Source organism: Sphingomonas sp. ACRSK (assembly GCF_022346685.1).
Lineage (GTDB): Bacteria > Pseudomonadota > Alphaproteobacteria > Sphingomonadales > Sphingomonadaceae > Sphingomonas > Sphingomonas molluscorum.
On sequence record NZ_JAKRNR010000005.1, the window covers coordinates 52221 to 68323 of the forward strand.

General features: G+C 67.9%; 18 protein-coding genes and 2 other RNA genes. 6 read left to right on the forward strand and 14 right to left on the reverse strand.

What is annotated here, in order from left to right:
- The first annotated feature begins 78 nt into the window (after positions 1–78).
- Complete coding sequence (locus MHZ35_RS04095) at positions 79–1617, forward strand: SulP family inorganic anion transporter (protein ID WP_239434496.1); 1539 nt, start codon at positions 79–81, stop codon at positions 1615–1617.
- On the forward strand, positions 1614–2249 hold the full coding sequence (locus tag MHZ35_RS04100) for a carbonic anhydrase (RefSeq protein WP_239434497.1): 636 nt from the start codon (positions 1614–1616) through the stop codon (positions 2247–2249). Before MHZ35_RS04095 ends, MHZ35_RS04100 begins: the two co-directional genes overlap by 4 nt.
- A gap of 163 nt (positions 2250–2412) precedes the next feature.
- On the opposite strand, the gene rnpB is transcribed toward MHZ35_RS04100, so the two are convergent.
- The 7 genes from rnpB to MHZ35_RS04135 all read right to left on the reverse strand — a co-directional run bounded on the left by rnpB (position 2413) and on the right by MHZ35_RS04135 (position 7976).
- An RNA gene (gene rnpB / locus MHZ35_RS04105) (RNase P RNA component class A) lies at positions 2413–2787 on the reverse strand.
- 41 nt (positions 2788–2828) lie between these two features.
- Positions 2829–3518 carry an N-acetylmuramoyl-L-alanine amidase gene (locus tag MHZ35_RS04110; protein WP_239434498.1) on the reverse strand — a complete coding sequence of 230 codons (690 nt, stop codon included), beginning with the start codon at positions 3516–3518 and terminating at the stop codon, positions 2829–2831.
- A 107-nt stretch (positions 3519–3625) separates the two neighbouring features.
- Complete coding sequence (locus tag MHZ35_RS04115; RefSeq protein WP_125959933.1) at positions 3626–3991, reverse strand: response regulator; 366 nt, start codon at positions 3989–3991, stop codon at positions 3626–3628.
- A gap of 50 nt (positions 3992–4041) precedes the next feature.
- Positions 4042–4470 (reverse strand): chemotaxis protein CheW, encoded by a 429-nt coding sequence (locus tag MHZ35_RS04120; protein WP_239434499.1) that lies wholly within the window; start codon positions 4468–4470, stop codon positions 4042–4044.
- Positions 4467–6812 carry a chemotaxis protein CheA gene (locus tag MHZ35_RS04125; RefSeq protein WP_239434500.1) on the reverse strand — a complete coding sequence of 782 codons (2346 nt, stop codon included), beginning with the start codon at positions 6810–6812 and terminating at the stop codon, positions 4467–4469. Before MHZ35_RS04125 ends, MHZ35_RS04120 begins: the two co-directional genes overlap by 4 nt.
- A 51-nt stretch (positions 6813–6863) precedes the next feature.
- Positions 6864–7502, reverse strand: a complete 639-nt coding sequence (locus MHZ35_RS04130) for a histidine phosphotransferase family protein (RefSeq protein ID WP_239434501.1) — start codon at positions 7500–7502, stop codon at positions 6864–6866.
- Positions 7503–7568: 66 nt separating this feature from the next.
- On the reverse strand, positions 7569–7976 hold the full coding sequence (locus MHZ35_RS04135) for a Mov34/MPN/PAD-1 family protein (RefSeq protein WP_239434502.1): 408 nt from the start codon (positions 7974–7976) through the stop codon (positions 7569–7571).
- Between the two features lie 17 nt (positions 7977–7993).
- Here MHZ35_RS04135 and MHZ35_RS04140 point away from each other — a divergent pair, with 17 nt between their 5' ends.
- The 3 genes from MHZ35_RS04140 (at position 7994) to mtgA (ending at position 10698) form a co-directional block, all read left to right on the forward strand.
- Entirely contained in the window at positions 7994–8944 is a 951-nt protein-coding gene (locus MHZ35_RS04140; RefSeq protein ID WP_239434503.1) for an RluA family pseudouridine synthase, read from the forward strand.
- Positions 8945–8995: 51 nt separating this feature from the next.
- Positions 8996–9901 carry an RNA polymerase sigma factor RpoH gene (gene rpoH, locus MHZ35_RS04145; RefSeq protein ID WP_125959792.1) on the forward strand — a complete coding sequence of 302 codons (906 nt, stop codon included), beginning with the start codon at positions 8996–8998 and terminating at the stop codon, positions 9899–9901.
- 92 nt (positions 9902–9993) lie between these two features.
- A complete protein-coding gene (gene mtgA / locus MHZ35_RS04150) occupies positions 9994–10698 on the forward strand; it encodes a monofunctional biosynthetic peptidoglycan transglycosylase (protein ID WP_239434504.1) in 705 nt (234 codons plus the stop codon).
- Between the two features lie 20 nt (positions 10699–10718).
- Here mtgA and MHZ35_RS04155 read toward each other — a convergent pair whose 3' ends face one another.
- The 5 genes from MHZ35_RS04155 to MHZ35_RS04175 all read right to left on the reverse strand — a co-directional run bounded on the left by MHZ35_RS04155 (position 10719) and on the right by MHZ35_RS04175 (position 13789).
- Entirely contained in the window at positions 10719–10994 is a 276-nt protein-coding gene (locus MHZ35_RS04155; protein WP_239434505.1) for a hypothetical protein, read from the reverse strand.
- 85 nt (positions 10995–11079) lie between these two features.
- Positions 11080–11403 (reverse strand): YbaB/EbfC family nucleoid-associated protein, encoded by a 324-nt coding sequence (locus MHZ35_RS04160; RefSeq protein ID WP_125959795.1) that lies wholly within the window; start codon positions 11401–11403, stop codon positions 11080–11082.
- On the reverse strand, positions 11400–13082 hold the full coding sequence (locus tag MHZ35_RS04165) for a DNA polymerase III subunit gamma/tau (RefSeq protein WP_239434506.1): 1683 nt from the start codon (positions 13080–13082) through the stop codon (positions 11400–11402). Before MHZ35_RS04165 ends, MHZ35_RS04160 begins: the two co-directional genes overlap by 4 nt.
- A 97-nt stretch (positions 13083–13179) precedes the next feature.
- Positions 13180–13277, reverse strand: an RNA gene (gene ffs / locus MHZ35_RS04170) — signal recognition particle sRNA small type.
- A gap of 62 nt (positions 13278–13339) precedes the next feature.
- Positions 13340–13789 carry a hypothetical protein gene (locus MHZ35_RS04175; protein ID WP_239434507.1) on the reverse strand — a complete coding sequence of 150 codons (450 nt, stop codon included), beginning with the start codon at positions 13787–13789 and terminating at the stop codon, positions 13340–13342.
- Positions 13790–13986: 197 nt separating this feature from the next.
- Between MHZ35_RS04175 and dcd the strand changes: the two genes are divergently transcribed.
- A complete protein-coding gene (dcd, locus tag MHZ35_RS04180; protein ID WP_129340325.1) occupies positions 13987–14541 on the forward strand; it encodes a dCTP deaminase in 555 nt (184 codons plus the stop codon).
- Positions 14542–15141: 600 nt separating this feature from the next.
- On the opposite strand, the gene MHZ35_RS04185 is transcribed toward dcd, so the two are convergent.
- Both MHZ35_RS04185 and MHZ35_RS04190 read right to left on the reverse strand, forming a co-directional pair.
- Positions 15142–15567, reverse strand: coding sequence for an ExbD/TolR family protein (locus tag MHZ35_RS04185; RefSeq protein ID WP_239434508.1), 426 nt, complete (start codon positions 15565–15567; stop codon positions 15142–15144).
- Between the two features lie 28 nt (positions 15568–15595).
- Positions 15596–16075: an ExbD/TolR family protein gene (locus MHZ35_RS04190; protein WP_125959800.1), complete on the reverse strand. Its 480-nt coding sequence runs from the start codon at positions 16073–16075 to the stop codon at positions 15596–15598.
- Between the last annotated feature and the right edge of the window lie 28 nt (positions 16076–16103).

Sequence of the window (16103 nt, forward strand, 5' to 3'; positions counted from 1 at the left end):
CCCGACGCTTTTACCCGATCAAGAGAAGGTACCGCGGTGTCCTTGGCCTCTAAATTCGCGACAAGCTGGCGGCAGGACGTGCCGGCCTCGATCGTGGTGGCGCTCGTCGCGCTGCCCCTCTGCCTGGGGGTCGCACTGGCGTCCGGCGCGCCCCTGTTCTCGGGCCTGATCTCGGGCATCGTGGGCGGCATCGTCATCGGCATGCTCAGCAAGTCGCCCCTGTCGGTCAGCGGCCCGGCAGCCGGCCTGACGGTGATCGTGCTCGACGCGATCCAGCGCCTGCCGAGCTATGAGGCGTTCCTGCTGGCCGTGGTGCTGGCAGGCTGCATCCAGCTGCTCTTCTCGGTCTCGCGCGGCGGCATTCTCAGCGAGTTCGTCCCCTCGTCCGTCATCACCGGCATGCTCGCCGCGATCGGCCTGATCCTGATCCTCAAGCAGTTCCCGCACGCGATCGGCTATGACGCCGATCCGGAAGGCAGCTTCTCGTTCTGGCAAGGCGATGGCGAGAACACCTTCTCCGCGATCGGCCGCGTGCTGCGCGAGCAGATCGTGTGGGGCGCTGCGATCATCGCCGCGATCTCGCTCGCCTTCCTGTTCTGGTGGGACCATGCCAAGCCCAAGGAAGGCCCGCTGCGCTTCCTGCCCGGTCCGCTGGTCGTGGTCGTCGGCGCGGTGCTGATCAACGCCCTGTTCGGGATGGTCGCGCCGAACCTTCAGGTCCAGCCGTCGCACCTGGTGAGCGTGCCCGTGGCCGCAGGCCTCGGCGAGTTCATCGGCCTGTTCACGACCCCGGACTTCGGCCAGATCAGCAACACGGCCGTGTGGAGCACCGCCGTCACGCTCGCGATCGTGGCCAGCCTCGAGTCGCTGCTGTCGGTGAAGGCGATCGACGAGATCGACCCCAAGCGCCGCACCACCGACAAGAACCGCGAGCTGTTCGCGCAGGGCAGCGGCAACATCGTGGCCGGCCTGATCGGCGGCCTGCCGGTCACCTCGGTGATCGTCCGCAGCTCGGCCAACGTCGACGCCAACGCCAACAGCCAGCTCTCCACCATCCTGCACGGCTGCTGGCTGCTGCTGAGCGTGCTGCTGATCCCCGCGATTCTCAACCTGATCCCGCTGTCGGCACTCGCCGCGGTGCTGATCGCAACCGGCTACAAGCTCACCAAGCCGTCGCTGTTCACCAAGCGCTTCAAGCAGGGCTGGACCCAGTTCGTGCCGTTCGTCGTGACGGTCGGCGCGATCCTGTTCACCGATCTGCTGGAAGGCATCGTGATCGGCCTGGTCGTGGGCTTCGTCTTCGTGATCGGCCGCAACTTCCGTCCGGCGATCATCTTCGTCCAGGACGGCGACAGCTGCATGATCCGCGCCCGCCGCAACCTCTATTTCATCCACAAGTACGAGCTGCAGAAGGAGCTCGCGAAGGTTCCGGACAACACCCACGTCCTGATCGACCTGTCGGCCACCAGCTACGTCGACATCGACAACATCGACATCATCAACGCGTTCGTCCGCAACGCGCAGTTCCGCAACATCGGCGTGATCGTCCGTGGCGACGTCGGCGAGCAGACGGCGTCCAAGATCCAGGCGCCGCGCAAGGAGGTCGTCTTCGCATGAGAGAGTACAAGCACCTGCTCCTCGCCAACAAGGCATGGGCAGCCGAGCGGCTGGAAGAGCGCCCCGACTATTTTGAGCGCCAGATCGCCGGCCAGCAGCCGGAGTTCCTGTGGATCGGCTGTTCCGACAGCCGGGTCGCAGCGGGGCAGCTGACCAACACACCGCCGGGCGGCATGTTCATCCACCGCAACGTCGCTAATCTGGTGAACGAGGACGACATCAACCTGATGTCCGTGCTCGAATATGCGGTCACCGTGCTGAAGGTCCGGCACATCATCATCTGCGGCCATCACGGCTGCGGCGGCATCAACGCGGCGCTGGAAGGTGGCGCCACCGGCTTCCTCGGCAAGTGGCTGCGCAACGCCGAACAGGTCTATCGCGACCATCAGGACGAAATCGATTCGCTGCCGGAAAGCCAGCGGGCGAACCGCCTGGTCGAGCTGAACGTCCGCGACCAGCTCGTGCGTCTCGCGCGCACCTCGATCGTGCAGGACGCGTTCGCCGCGGGGCAGACGCTCTACCTCCACGGCTGGGTCTATGACCTGCGCGACGGCCTCATCAAGCCGATGATGGAGATCGATTCGACGACGCCGCTCGGCGAAGTGCCGCGGCCCCAGCCGGTCCTCGTCTGACCCACTCCAACCCCCTCCCGGGTGCAACCCCTCCTGCACCCGGCGCGTCGGTCCGTCCTGCCTATCGTCCCTGGGTATCGTGGCGGACCGGCGCAACCCATCTCGCCCGATCGGGTGCCGCCTTCGCGCACCGTCACGGCAAGGATCCTGCGCTGGGCGGGAACGCGTCAGAGGGTCTGTAAGCCGGGTTCTGTCCACCCGCGCAAGGCGGGATAGGCGACCATTCCTCTAGGACGACGCTCGCGCGCCGCCTCCAGCAACCAACCCGGACGACGGGCCGGAACGAGGCCCATGTGCCGTCCCTATTCGGTCTTGCTCCCGGTGGGGTTTGCCATGCCGTTCCTGTTACCAGGCCCGCGGTGCGCTTTTACCGCACCCTTTCACCGTGACGTGGCCGAAGCCGTCGCCGTCTGCTCTCTGTGGCACTTTCCCTGGGGTCGCCCCCGCCGGGCGTTACCCGGCACCGTCGTTTCCGTGGAGCCCGGACTTTCCTCGCCCCCGTTCTTGCAAACGGGGCCGCGGCCGCCCGACCCTCTGACGCGGTCCGCCTAGCGCAGCTTGGCCGCGGGGGAAAGCCGCTCAGTCGTCGCCCTGCGGCTTGGGCAGCAAGAGGGCCAGCAGGAGCGAGCGGCATTCGCCGTCGATGACTCCGTCCACCATCTCCGGCCGGAAGCGGCGCTGGAAAGCGGTGACCGCCGCGACCGGATCCTCGACGTCGTAGCCGAACCGTTCGAGCGCGAGCAGGAAGCCGGCGTCGCTCCAGTGCGGGTCCATCAGGTTCTGGGTGGGCCGTGGCAGGGCCAGCCGCAGCCGAGCGAGCTTGCCCCACGGAAAGAGCTCGCCGGGGTCCTGCTTGCGCGCCGGTGCGATGTCCGAATGGCCGACCACGTTCCCGCGGGTGATGGCGTAGCGCTGCTTGATGTCGGCGACCAACCGGATCACCGCGTCGATCTGCTCGTCGGGAAACGGGACATAGCCCCACTCATGGCCCGGATTGACGATCTCGATGCCGACGGAGGCGGAATTGATGTCGGTCACCCCCCGCCAGTGCGAGCGGCCGGCGTGCCAGGCCCGCCTTGCCTCGTCCACCATGCGGACGACGGTGCCGTCCTCCGCGACGAGATAGTGGCACGACACCTTCGCCTCTGGATCGGCCAGCCGGGCGATGGCGGAGGCGGCGTCCTGCATGCCGGTATAATGCAGCACCACCATGGTGACCGGCAGCGAACGATCGTCGAAGTTCGGCGAAGGTCTGTCGATAAACTGCATGCACCCGTTCCCAAGCTACGCCGAAGCGATGCGTCGCCCGCCGGGCAAAGGCAAGCCGGAGGTCCGGCGGCGCTGCGCGCGGCCGCCGGAGCGTGGCGACCGGGCGATCAGGCGAGTCCGATGATCTGGAACTTGCTCTCCAGGGTCTCGCGGTCGAACGGCTTCATCACATATTCGTCGGCGCCTGCCTCGATCGCGGCGCGGATGTGCGCCATGTCGCCCTCGGTGGTGCAGAACACCACCTTGGGCCGCTGCGGCAGCCCGGCGTCCTTCAACGCGCGCAGGAAATCCATGCCGCTCATCACCGGCATGTTCCAGTCGAGCAGGATGGCATCGGGAGGCGTCGCGATGCAGCTGGCGAGTGCCTCACGCCCATCGCCCGCTTCGCGGACTTCGAACCGGAGCGCTTCCAGGATGTGGCGTGCGACCTTGCGGATGACCTTCGAATCGTCAACGACCAGACAGCTTTTCATCTTTTCCCCCTGAAACCCTGATCGCACGCCCCGCCCGATCTTGCGAGGGTTCACGCAGGCTGAACAATCGAGTCCAGGAGTGCGGCGGGATCGAGCACCAGGATACGCTCCCCGGCGCGCATGGCGGCCGCCCGCACCACCCGGCGCCAGGCCGCCGGCAGGTCCCCGCCCCCGTCGAGCGATTCTGGCCGGAGCGCGACCGCATCGTGCAAAGCATCGACCAGCAAGGCATAATCATGCCCCTCGACCGTCGCCATCACCGCCTGGTTCGAGGCCATGCTGCTGCGGGCGAGGCCGATCGCACGCGGCGTGTCGATCACCGTCACCACCCAGCTGCGCAGCGCCGCCAGGCCCAGCACCGCGCGGGGAGCCCGTGGGACGGGAGTAATCTCCTTGAGTTCGACGGCGTTGCCGGGCCGGTCGGAGGCGATGGCGACCACCTGGTCGGCGATCCGCGCAACCAGGTAGAGCCCCTTCATTGCAGCGCGCCCGCAGTTCGGGTGCAGCTTGCGACCGCGGCGAGCAGCGCGTCCGAATCATAGCGGTAGATGCTGGTGTCGCCGGGTCCTGCCGGATCGGGCAGGTTGCGCAGGCGGATGACCGGGGGACCGCCCGGGCGCTCGGAAACCAGGGTCGCGCGCGCAGCCGCTTCGGTCATCAGCACGACGGCGGGCGGCTCCCACGATGCGCGACCGAGTGCGACGCGATAGCCGTGTTGTTCCAGCAGCGGCCCGATGAACGCCGCCAGGGGCCCATAGGCCGGTGCGGCGAGCAGACAGAGCGGCCCGGCGGCCAGCCCGGATGGCGTGGCGGGTTCCAGCTGCGCAAGCAGCCAGTCGACGTCGATCAGCTCGATGCGCTGCTTGTCGAGCACCACCGTGCCCGCAATCCGCCCTGCCGTGCCTGCGGCTTCCACCACCTCGGGCAGGTACACGAGATCCGTGGCTTGCCGCGCGGCATAGGCGAGCTCCTGCCGGCCGTTGCCGAGGCGCAGCACGGTCATCTCTGCACCATCGTCGACCGGGGCCACTGCCTCGGCCGCCAGCCACTTTCCGTCCAGCAAGAGCCGCAGGCGCCCGTCGGCGACGTGGACGGCTTCGGATCGGGCCAGCTGGATCCGGTCAACCACCGCGAGCGGCACCACCCGGCGGGCGCCGTCGAGATCGACGAACACCAGCCCGGGCGGACCATCCCCATTCGCTGCCGCTTCCTCGGGAGGCTTGTCTTCCAGGCCTTGGCTCGGCGGCGGGGGAAATCGGACGCCGGCTGCGCTGGCGATCCCGGCGCAATCGAGCAACAGCATCGGCTTGCCGCTGTCCGGCAACGTCGTTCCGGCGTAGATGCCCGTGGCCATCACCGGCGGGGACGCCGGCTTCACGACCAGTTCCTGGTGATCGAGCACCGCGTCGACGGCAAGGGCAAAGCAGCCATTCGGCGTGTTGACCACGATCAGCGTCTGCGGCTCCGTACGCGGGGCGGCCAGCTCCAGCAGCGCGGCCAGGTCCACCACCGGCATCCGGCGCGTCCGCACCTCCACCAGCTCGGTCCCGTCCTCCTCCCGGATACGGGCGCGCGGCCCGGCAACGATCTCCTCCACGACTTGGCGCGGAAGGGCGAAGCGCTGCTCGCCGACCGCCACCAGCACCGCGGGGATGATCGACAGCATCAACGGCGCCTGGATCTGGATCCGCAGCCCCTCGCCCGGCCGGTTCTCGAGTTCGATCCGGCCGCCAATCTGCTCGACTGCGGACCGTACCACGTCCATGCCGACGCCCCGCCCGGAGATCGGCGTGGCCGCGTCGCGCACGGACAGGCCGGGTTCGAAGATCAATTCGGCACCTGCGGCCGGATCGAGCGCGCGCAGCTCCGCTTCGCGGCGGCTGCCGGAGGCGACGAGCTTTTCGATCAGGCGGTCGACGTCGATTCCGCGTCCGTCGTCGATGACCTCCAGCACGATCTGGTTGCCGGCCTGGCGTGCGGCGATCGTCAGCTGCCCCGCCTCGGGCTTGCCGGCGGCCTGCCGCTCTGCTGGGCTTTCGATGCCGTGGTCGATCGCGTTGCGGACCATGTGCACCAGCGGATCGCGCATGACTTCGACCATGTCGCGATCGATCTCGATGTCGCTTCCCTCCAGCTTCAGCGACACCGTCTTGCCGAGCTCTGCCGCGGTATCGCGGACCAGGCGAGGAACCGCTGCGAACAGCGTCTCGATCTTCTGCATGCGGGTGCGCGTCACCGCATCCCGCATCTCGGCGATGGAAAGCGACAGCCGCGCCAGCGCCGCCTCGACCCCGGGATCGACGCTCCCCCGCCGCAGCAGGCGTGCCAGTTCGTTGCGGGCGAGCACCATGTCGGACATGCCCGCCATCATCCGGTCGAGCAGGCCCACGCCCAGCCGCACGCTGCGGGCGCCGGTGCGCGGCCCGGCCGCAGGAAGCGGCACGACATCGGGGCCGCCCGGCCCCAGCGCGGCGATCAGCGCCGCCTCATCGTCTTCCGGCACGGCAGCGCCCCCATCGAGCGCCTCGACGAGCGCCCCGATGCGGTCGACCACCGCCAGCACGGCGTTGACCAGTGCACGATCCGGCGTGCGCGTACCCGCCCGCACGTCCGCCAGCACGTCCTCGGCAGCATGGCTCAGCCGCAGAAGCCGCGGCAGCCCTAGGAAGCCGCAGCTCCCCTTTACGGTGTGGACGAAGCGAAAAATGGCATCGAGCCGTGCGCGGTCACCCGGCGATGCCTCCCAAGCCACGATTTCGCCGGACAACGCCTCCAGCGTCTCGCGCGTCTCTGCGATGAACTCCCGGAGAAGATCGTCCATAAAGTCCCTGTTTCCCCGGATGGACATGCCTGCTTCCGGGTTAAGAGGGGGTTAGCTCCCCGGGAAGGAGGCGCCGAACAGCAGCACGTCCGCCTCCGGAGGCGAGACCTGGAGCGTGCCCCCGCTCTGCTTCACCAGCGCATGGGCCAGGAAGGCCGCCGCCGCGCGCGGCGCCAACAGGTCCCCCTCCCCCGACAGCGCGTCGCGCAGTTCGGGATCCAGCACGATCCGCGGCCCGTCCGCACGCACGACGATCTCGACGCCACCCGCGTTCGTCTCGGCGCCGATGTCGAGCTGGCCGCCGCGGACCAGCGCGTCGCCGCCGATCAGCGCCAGGTTCAGCAGCGCCTTGATCGCAGGCTTGGGAAGCGTCGGCTCGGCGACCATCCAGCCAAGCTTCACCCGGTGGTTCTCCGAAAACAGCCCTTCGATCGCGGCGCGTGCCTCACGCGTGTCGACCACGTCGCCGAACCCGCCGGCAGCACCAAAGGCCAGGCGGAAGAACTTCAGCTTGTTGGCGGAAGCGCGCGCACTTTCTGCCAGCAGTTCCAGGCATCGCGCCCGCATCGCCGGGTCCTGCTCATCGGCCAGCAGTTCCAACCCGTTGTTGAGCGCGCCGACCGGGCTGAGAAGATCGTGGCACAGCCGGGAGCACAAGAGGCTCGCAAAGTCGGTGGCGCTGATCTGCATGGCGGAAATCCGATCGAAATGGGTGTTCGGCGCACCTTCTGACGCTGCCGGACGGTCTCCGCAACCTCAGCCGACAAAGCGTAGCGGGACCGGGACGAACCGTCCGGCGACGGGTCCTTCCGCCACCGCGCGCCAGCAGCCGAGCGTCTCGGCATTGGTGATGATCCACAAGGCGCCGTCGGCGTGCGACGCGGCCGCATCGGCGCTGGAAGGACCCACCGCCCCCCGGGGATGCGAGTGATAGTGGCCCAGCACCGCAGGCCCGCCCCCGCGCGCTGCGCGGTGGGCGGTGAGCAGCGCGGACGGATCGATCTCGAAGGCGGTCGCCGGGTCCGCGGCGACATTGGCGGCGGGCATCAGCGCCGTGACCCGGCCGGGCTCGCCCAGGAGCAGCCCGCACACCTCCCAGTCGGGCGAAGCCGCCGCGGCATCGCGGATCGCCTGCGCGATCCCGGTTGCAATCTCCAGCGTCATTCCCATCTAGCTAGAACATGATCCGGGGGGATTCCATCATTGCGGTGCAGGTCGCCGAGGCAGCCGACGGGTGGCGTCTGGACCGTGCACTCGCGCACGCGCTGCCGGACCTGTCGCGTGAGCGGCTGAAGGCGCTGATGACGTCGGGCAAGGTGCTGGCGAGCGACGGTACCGCCGCTTCCGATCCCTCGCGCAAGGCCCGCGCCGGCGACCGGTTCGACATCCACGTCCCCGCGCCTGAACCGGCGGACAATGTGGCCCAGGACATCGCGCTCACCGTCGTGTTCGAGGACGAGCATCTGATCGTCGTCGACAAGCCCGCCGGGCTGGTCGTCCATCCGGCCGCGGGCAATCCGGACGGAACCCTGGTCAATGCGCTGCTCCACCATTGCGCCGGACAGCTGTCCGGCATCGGCGGCGTCGCCCGGCCCGGCATCGTCCATCGCATCGACAAGGACACCTCCGGGCTCCTCGTCGCGGCCAAGCACGACCAGGCGCACGAGGGGCTCGCACGCCAGTTCAAGGCGCACTCGATCGATCGTCGCTACCAGGCGATCGTGTCCGGGCGCCCGAAGACCGGCAGCGGCACCATCGACGCGCCGCTCGCGCGCTCGTCCACCAATCGCAAGAAGATCGCCATCGTCCAGGGCGGGAAGCGCGCGGTGACGCATTGGTCGCTGGTGCGCTCCCTGCGCGAGGCGGCGCTGGTGGAGTGCCGGCTGGAGACGGGGCGCACCCATCAGGTGCGCGTCCACATGGCCTCAATCGGCCACCCTCTGGTAGGCGATCCGGTGTACGGCCGGGCGCGTCCGCAGCACCGCGAAGCCCTGGAAATCCTGGGTTTCCGGCGTCAGGCACTGCACGCGGCACATCTAGGGTTCATCCACCCTGTACTAAGGCACGCTTTAGCGTTCCAAAGCGAAGTTCCGGCAGACATGCAGGAACTGTTGCACCATCTTCACGTATAAGCTGGCGCGCGCTTTTCGAGGAAAGCCTGCGCAAATAAGGGAGAAGCGATCATGGCTAGCGGCAGCAACGTCCCCGCGACGATTCCCGCATTGGGCGGCGAAGCGAGCCTCAACCGCTACCTGTCGGAGATCCGGAAGTTTCCGATCCTGGCGCCCGAGCAGGAATATATGCTTGCCAAGCGGTTCCAGGAGCATGGCGACACCGAAGCTGCGGCGCAGCTGGTGACCAGCCACCTGCGGCTCGTGGCCAAGATCGCGATGGGCTATCGCGGCTATGGCCTGCCCGTGTCCGAGCTGATCTCGGAGGGCAACATCGGCCTGATGCAGGGCGTGAAGAAGTTCGAGCCGGACCGGGGCTTCCGCCTCGCGACCTATGCGATGTGGTGGATTCGCGCCTCGATCCAGGAGTTCATCCTGCGCTCGTGGAGCCTCGTGAAAATGGGCACCACCGCGGCGCAGAAGAAGCTGTTCTTCAATCTGCGGCGCATGAAGTCCAAGCTCGATGCGTTCGAGGATGGCGACCTCAGCCCCGAGCATCTCGCCAAGATCGCGACCGATCTGGGCGTGACGGAGGAAGAGGTCACCTCCATGAACCGCCGCATGGCGATGGGCGGCGACACGTCGCTCAACGTCCCCATGCGCGAAGACGGCGAGAGCCAGTGGCAGGATTGGCTGGCCGATGAGGGCCCGCTGCAGGACGAGCGCGTCGCCGATGCGCAGGAAGCCGACGTCCGCCACGGCATGCTGGTCGAGGCGATGGACGACCTCAACGACCGCGAGAAGCACATCCTGACCGAGCGGCGCCTGACGGACGACCCCAAGACGCTGGAGGAACTCTCCCAGGTTTATGGCGTCAGCCGCGAGCGCGTCCGCCAGATCGAGGTGCGCGCGTTCGAGAAGCTGCAAAAGGCGATGATGCGCCTGGCCGGCGACAAGCGCCTGCTCGCCACCGCCTGAACTTTCGGGACGCGCCATCGGGTGCGTCCCGGCCCGCCCCTAGGGGCGTACGGGCGGTTCCAATCCGTCGCGCTTCGCTCTAGCTGTCGGCCATGATCGCCGCAGTCCGAACCCGATCGCCCGTCCGCCGCCTGCTCGGATGGCTCGTCAAGCTCGCGCTGGGCTTCGTAGCCCTCTCCGTGGCCATGACGGTGGTCTACCGCTTCGTGCCCGTTCCCATCACCTGGACGATGCTGGGCGACGTTTTCACGGGGCATGGCGTCACCAAGTCCTGGCGCTCGCTTTCCCGCCTCGATCCGGACATGGCGCGCGCAGTCATCGCGGGCGAGGATTCCGGCTTCTGCTCGCACAGCGGCTTCGACTTCGACGCCATTGCCGACGCGGCCAAGCGCAACGCCCGCGGCGGGCGCATCCGCGGCGGCTCCACGATCAGCCAGCAGACGGCGAAGAACGTGTTCCTGTGGCAGGGCGGCGGCTATGTCCGCAAGGCGCTGGAAGCGTGGTTCACGCTGCTGATCGAGAACATCTGGGGCAAGCGGCGGATCATGGAGGTGTACCTCAACGTCGCCGAAACCGGCATCGGCACCTATGGTGTCGAGGCGGGTGCGCGCCGCTACTTCAAGCACGGCGCCGACACGCTTTCGCCATCGGAAGCGGCACGGATTGCCGCGGTGCTGCCGTTGCCCAAGAAGCGGGCGGCGATTGCGCCGCACGGCTTCACGCGCCGGCACGGCAACACCATCGCCGCTCGGGTGGGCGTGGTGCGCCGCCAGGAACTGGACGCCTGCCTCCGCTGAGGTCAGGCGCCCGTCCGAACTTACTTGGTCTCGCCGTCCGCGGCGTCGCTCACCGCACTGCCGGCCTTGTCGGCGGCATCGCCGACGCTCTTGGCCGCGCCCGCGACCGCCTCGGTCTGGATCGTGTCGTTGTTGCTGGCGCGCAGCAGGAAATAGCCGCCGATCAGAACTGCGATCAGCAGCACGATGGCGAGAAGCGCAGTGCCGCCGCCGCCGCTGCGGCGTTCCACGACCGTGGTGTGCGGTGCAGCGCCCGTGGTGGTGGTGGTAGTCGTATCCACGCGATCGTCGGACATGGCATTCACTCCCTTCCGTTTCGAATGCGGATCAACTCCGCCTTCGAAACGAAAGTTCCCGATCGGCCGGTGATGACCCGCCCGATCAGAACGGCAGCTTGAAGCCCGGCGGGAGCGGCAGGCCGCTGGTGAGCTTGGACATCTCGCCCTGGCTGGCAGCGTCCGCCTTCGCGCGCGCGTCGTTCAGCGCCGCCGCGATCAGGTCTTCCAGCATCTGCTTTTCGCTCGGCTGAAGCAGCGAATCATCGATGTCGACGCCAAGGATCCGTCCCTTTGCCGAGGCGCGGATCTTCACCAGCCCGCCGCCGGACTGACCCTCCACCTCGATCGTGTCGAGGCTGGCCTGCGCCTTTTCGAGTTCGGCCTGCACGTTCTGCGCCATGGCCATGATGTCGTTGAGGTCCTTCATCGAGCGATGCTCCCGTCCTTGCGTTTCCAGTGATCGAGTTCGGCGCCCGGAAAGGCCGCCATGGCCGCCACTACCAGCGGCGACGCCAGTATCTCCGCGCGCTCCGCCTCGGCCTGTGCCGCCAGCGTTTCGCGCAACGTCGGGTTCCCCGCCCCCTCGCCGATCAGGATACTCCACGTCTGGCCGGTGATCTCCCGAAGCGCCAGGCCCAGGTCACGGGTGAAGTCGGTCGGCAGCGGCCGAGCGCCCGACATTTCGAGCTCCGGCGGCTCTAGACGGATCGGGCGGACATGGTTGCGGACCTGCACCTGCAGGGTGTGGCGGCCGTGCTTCTCCAGCAAATCGGCGATCGCCTCGACGCTATCGGGCAGCGCCGGGGGTGCTGGCTTCGGGTCGGCGACCGCGACCGGCGCCGGGATAGGCGCGGGTGCGCTGGTGCCTTGGAGCGGAACCCCGGCGGGCAGCGCTGGTCCGCGCCCTTCCGCGAGCGCACGGGCAAGCTCGCCCGGGTCGGGCAGGCTCGACGCATGGATCACGCGCAGCAGCGCCATCTCGCAGGCTTCGATCGGCAGCGCCGCGCGCGCGACCTCGTCATGCCCCTTCAGCAGCAGCTGCCACAGCCGATGGAGCATGGGGAAGGACAGCGACTCGGCCCAGTGGGCAAGCGCCTCGCGCTCCTCGGCCGACTGCCCGGCCGGCGGCGCCGCCCCGACCTTGGCCAGCGTCACGCCGTGCACCGTCTCCAGCAGGGTGCGAAGCACCGCCTGCGGATCGACGCCCAGGTCGTACTGGCCGCGCAGCGCCGCGAGCGCGGGCGCCGCCTCCCCGGCCAGCAGCAGCCGGAAGAGTTCGCGAATCGCGCCGCGATCGGACAGGCCCAGCATGGCCCGGACGGCATCGGCGCGGACGCCTTCGCCCTCCATGCCGGCATGGGCGATCGCCTGGTCGAGGATCGAAAGGCCATCGCGGGCGGACCCTTCCGCCGCACGCGCGATCAGCGCCAGTGCCTCGGGCTCCGCCTCGAAGCCTTCGGCGGCCACGACATGCGCGAAGTGCTCGGCGAGCAGTTCGGCCGGGATCCGGCGCAGGTCGAATCGCTGGCAGCGTGACAGCACCGTCACCGGCACCTTGTTCACCTCCGTGGTGGCGAACAGGAACTTCACGTGGCCGGGCGGCTCCTCCAGCGTCTTGAGGAGGCCGTTGAAGGCCGCCTTGGACAGCATGTGGACTTCGTCGATGATGTAGATCTTGTAGCGCGCCGACACCGCCGCATAGCGCGACGCCTCGATGATCTCGCGGATGTCGTCGATGCCGGTGTGGCTGGCGGCGTCCATCTCGATCACGTCGATGTGCCGCCCCTCGGCGATCGCGCGGCACGGCTCGCACATGCCGCACGGATCGATGGTGGGGCCGCCCTGCCCGTCCGGGCCGATGCAGTTGAGCGCCTTGGCGATCAGGCGCGCGGTGGAGGTCTTGCCGACCCCGCGCACTCCGGTGAGCAGGAAAGCATGCGCCAACCGGTCGCGCTTGATCGCGTTCCCCAGCGTGGTGACCATCGCATCCTGGCCGATCAGCTGGGAAAAGGTCTGGGGCCGGTATTTGCGTGCCAGCACGCGATAGGCGTCCGCCTTGGCGGCGGGCTGCGGCGTCTCGCCCAGGTCTAGGAAGGAATCGGACATGTCGGCCGATCCTTAGCGGCTCGCGCAGCGGCTGTCGAAGCCGCGCGCTGCAAAGAGGCGGCTCGCAACGCCTGCGAGCGAGGAACCAGCGATGGGTTGAGGTGGGAGCCGGAACGACCCGGTACGGAATCGTTGCGGCTGCTTCCTTCCGGACCTGACCGGGTTGGCGACGGCACCGTCCGCCCGACTCCCGCGCGCCATATGGACAAGGGGCGACCGCATGGCAAGCCCGGCGTCACTCCTGCGGGTGGCGGTGCTCAGACGCCCCGCGGCGGGTCCGTTCCGGCCATCGGCGCGGGAGGCTGCGGAAGCGACACCTCCTGCGCCATCGCAGCGACATCGGCGATGTGGCGCTGCAGGCGCTCCACCATCCGGACGGCCGCGGGATGGTATTCCTCCCAGCGTTCCACGGCATCTTCCGCAATCCAATGCCGCTGGAATGCGCGGAAGCTCTCCGTCAGCTCGATGCAGTCGATCTTCATCGCCCGGGCGAGCGCCGCGTCCCGGGCATTGCCGCACGCGATGACCGGATCGAAGATCTCGCGGTGGACGAACTGATGATAGGAGGTCAACAACCGCCCCATCGCGTTCCGGCGCGTCGCCAGAAAGGCCGCGGACGGGCGCAGCTGCGGATCGTGGAGAGGCGGCTCGCCCTCCTTGAGCAGCGCCAGCATCCAGCCGTGATGATCCTGCAACCGCTGCAGCATGCTCGCTCCCCTCGTGCACAATGGCGACGAAGCCCCGCGGAACCCGTGCTTTTTCTCTCACGTCCCGCTCATCGCCGCAACCAGCCCGGCGGAGGACAGCGCGGTACGTCAGGCGTACCCGCTGGCTCGGCTGGCAATGTGGGGTTGCCGACGAAGCCAAAGCGGGCAAAGGCTCCCCGCCAAAGCAGGGGGACACCATGGCGATTCTTTCCGACCGCTGGATCCGGGAACAGGCGGTCGAGCACCGCATGATCGAGCCGTTCGTCGAGGCCCAGCGCCGCGAGGGCTGCATCAGCTACGGCCTGTCCTCCTACGGCTATGACGCGCGGGTGGCGGACGAGTTCAAGATCTTCACCAACGTCGATTCGGCGACGGTGGACCCCAAGGATTTCGCGTCCAACAGCTTCGTCGACCGGCAGACCGACGTGTGCATCATCCCGCCCAACAGCTTCGCGCTGGCCCGCACGGTCGAATATTTCCGCGTGCCCCGCGACGTGCTGGTGATCTGCCTCGGCAAGTCCACCTATGCGCGCTGCGGCATCATCGTGAACGTGACCCCGCTCGAACCCGAGTGGGAGGGTCATGTCACGCTGGAGTTCTCCAACACGACCCCCCTCCCGGCCAAGATCTACGCCAACGAGGGTGCCTGCCAGTTCCTGTTCCTGAAGGGCAACGAGCCCTGCGAGACCAGCTACGCCGATCGCGCCGGCAAATACATGGGCCAGCGCGGGGTCACGCTGCCCCGGCTGTAGGGGCGCCTTCCCTCCCGCTTCCCCTTAGGCCGGTTAGCCGGTCTGCTCCGGCACCGGACCGGCGTCGAGCGGAAGTTCCCGCTCCATGGACGGCCAACCGGGAGCGAAGCGCAGGACGGCCGAGGCCAGCGAACCCCTGGGGCCCCATTGAATGCCCATGCTGTGCCGGGCTGCGGCGACATGAACGTCACCTCTCTGCCCGTTGCCACGGCCGCGTAGCCTGCGGACCGTCGGTGATCCGCCGTGAGCCGGTTCGACGCGCACGGCCGACGACTCTGAGCTTGGTCGGGTCAGTTCAGGATCGTAAGAGAACGGTCGGTAGAGGGCGCCCCGTCGTGCTGGCCCCTCGCTGGCGGCCAGGCCACGCTCAGGACCGGCTGGCGCAGCAAAGGGGCCGTCGCCCGTCCCGAGGAAGACCCGAGTTTCCGTAGAGCGCCGCTGGGCCCTTCAGGCGCGGTTCCGCAACCCCGCGATCAACGCCGCCCCCCCTTTCCGATACGAGACCGGCTCCGCCTGTCCAGCAGCGCCCCAGACAGCAAAACGCCCGCGCGGAGATCCGCGCGGGCGCTTTTCGATCGCTTGCTGGTCCGGCGAACCGGATCAGAAGTCGTTGCGGTACTGCTCGTTGCCGACGAACCCAAGCTTGGTCACGTTGGACCGCTTGATGATCGACAAGATGCCGTCCACGACCTCGTAGCGGGCGTTCGCGTCGGGCTGGAAGTGAAGTTCCGGCTCCGGCGACATCGCCGCAGTCTGGTCGAGATACTGACGCAGCGTCACCTCGTCGACCGTCGCACCGTTCCAAGTGACGACGCCGTCCGCGGAGATCGCGATCTTGTTCTTTTCCGAATCCACCACGTTCTGGTTGTTCGGATCCGGCTGAGGCAGATCCACCTTCACCGCGTGCGTCTGGATCGGGATGGTGATGATGAACATGATGAGGAGCACGAGCAGGACGTCGATCAACGGCGTCGTGTTCATTTCCATCATCGGCTCGCCGTCATCGCGGCCGCCACTCATTGCCATGTGAGACTACTCCTCGAAAACGCCGGCATCAGAGACGGGGCGTGCCGCCCGGCTCGGGCTCCGAGATGAAGCCGACCTTGGCGAAGCCAGCCGACTGCATCGTGTAGATGGTGCCGCCGATGCAGCGGTAAGGGGTGTTCACGTCGCCGCGGATGTGGACCTCGGGAAGCTCGACGCCCGGAGCGTTCGGGCCGCCCTGACGTGCGACCTCGTCCTCGAGCTTCTTGACCGCGCGCTCGCGAAGTTCGCCGCTGCTGACCGGCGTGAGGTTCCAATACACCTCACAGCTGTTGCCGGAGCCGCGTACGGAGAGCGACACGTTTTCAGGCTTGGTCGTCGTCGGCTCGAACTCCACCTTCGGAAGCTGCAGTTCCACCGACTGGACCACCACCGGCACTGCGATCAGGAAGATGATCAGAAGCACCAGCATCACGTCCACGAGCGGCGTGGTATTGATGTCCGAAAGCGGCTTTTCTTCGGAGCCGTCGCCGCCAACACTCATCGCCATAAGGCTATCCTATTCTCGTTTTCGTCAC

Coding starts and splice junctions, on each gene's coding strand:
- MHZ35_RS04100 (WP_239434497.1), top strand. CDS start 1,614: ATGAGAGAGTACAAGCACCTGCTCCTCGCCAACAAGGCATGGGCAGCC.
- MHZ35_RS04110 (WP_239434498.1), bottom strand. CDS start 3,518: ATGCAGTTTATCGACAGACCTTCGCCGAACTTCGACGATCGTTCGCTG.
- MHZ35_RS04115 (WP_125959933.1), bottom strand. CDS start 3,991: ATGAAAAGCTGTCTGGTCGTTGACGATTCGAAGGTCATCCGCAAGGTC.
- MHZ35_RS04120 (WP_239434499.1), bottom strand. CDS start 4,470: ATGAAGGGGCTCTACCTGGTTGCGCGGATCGCCGACCAGGTGGTCGCC.
- MHZ35_RS04125 (WP_239434500.1), bottom strand. CDS start 6,812: ATGGACGATCTTCTCCGGGAGTTCATCGCAGAGACGCGCGAGACGCTG.
- MHZ35_RS04130 (WP_239434501.1), bottom strand. CDS start 7,502: ATGCAGATCAGCGCCACCGACTTTGCGAGCCTCTTGTGCTCCCGGCTG.
- MHZ35_RS04135 (WP_239434502.1), bottom strand. CDS start 7,976: ATGACGCTGGAGATTGCAACCGGGATCGCGCAGGCGATCCGCGATGCC.
- MHZ35_RS04140 (WP_239434503.1), top strand. CDS start 7,994: ATGATCCGGGGGGATTCCATCATTGCGGTGCAGGTCGCCGAGGCAGCC.
- rpoH (WP_125959792.1), top strand. CDS start 8,996: ATGGCTAGCGGCAGCAACGTCCCCGCGACGATTCCCGCATTGGGCGGC.
- mtgA (WP_239434504.1), top strand. CDS start 9,994: ATGATCGCCGCAGTCCGAACCCGATCGCCCGTCCGCCGCCTGCTCGGA.
- MHZ35_RS04155 (WP_239434505.1), bottom strand. CDS start 10,994: ATGTCCGACGATCGCGTGGATACGACTACCACCACCACCACGGGCGCT.
- MHZ35_RS04160 (WP_125959795.1), bottom strand. CDS start 11,403: ATGAAGGACCTCAACGACATCATGGCCATGGCGCAGAACGTGCAGGCC.
- MHZ35_RS04165 (WP_239434506.1), bottom strand. CDS start 13,082: ATGTCCGATTCCTTCCTAGACCTGGGCGAGACGCCGCAGCCCGCCGCC.
- MHZ35_RS04175 (WP_239434507.1), bottom strand. CDS start 13,789: ATGCTGCAGCGGTTGCAGGATCATCACGGCTGGATGCTGGCGCTGCTC.
- dcd (WP_129340325.1), top strand. CDS start 13,987: ATGGCGATTCTTTCCGACCGCTGGATCCGGGAACAGGCGGTCGAGCAC.
- MHZ35_RS04185 (WP_239434508.1), bottom strand. CDS start 15,567: ATGGCAATGAGTGGCGGCCGCGATGACGGCGAGCCGATGATGGAAATG.
- MHZ35_RS04190 (WP_125959800.1), bottom strand. CDS start 16,075: ATGGCGATGAGTGTTGGCGGCGACGGCTCCGAAGAAAAGCCGCTTTCG.